1 pseudogene is annotated in these 461 nt (G+C 62.3%); it reads left to right on the top strand.

Going from position 1 to position 461, the window contains the following annotated elements:
* Positions 1 to 461, top strand: a pseudogene (locus PQR32_RS42185) (hemagluttinin domain protein); the annotation flags it as partial.

Raw genomic sequence — 461 nt, 5'->3', positions numbered from 1 at the left:
AACCCGGGCTCGACGGCTCTGTCGGGTATCGCATCGGCAGCCAATGGTGAAGTGTCGGTGGGCTCGGCAGGCAAGGAACGTCGGATCACGAACGTGGCAGCCGGCTCGGCCGCGACGGACGCGGTGAACGTGAGCCAGTTGATGTCGGAAGACGCGAAGGTCAATGCTGCAGGTTCGAGCACGGCTGACGCGCTGGGCGGCGGTTCGACTTACAACACGACGACGGGCGCGATCACGAACCCGACGTACGTGGTGAACGGCAACACGTATAACAACGTGGGCGGCGCGATCACGAACATCGATGGCCGTGTGACGAACATCAACAACACCGTCAACAACATCACCAACGGTGGCGGCATCAAGTACTTCCACACGAACTCGACGCTGGCGGATTCGTCGGCAACGGGTACGGACGCAGTGGCGATCGGCGGCAATGCAAAGGCGACGGCAGCGAACTCGGT

The sequence above is a fragment of the Paraburkholderia dipogonis genome (genome assembly GCF_046027395.1).
In the GTDB taxonomy this organism is placed as follows: Bacteria; Pseudomonadota; Gammaproteobacteria; order Burkholderiales; family Burkholderiaceae; genus Paraburkholderia; species Paraburkholderia dipogonis_A.
This window is presented reverse-complemented; position numbering and strand designations above follow the sequence as displayed.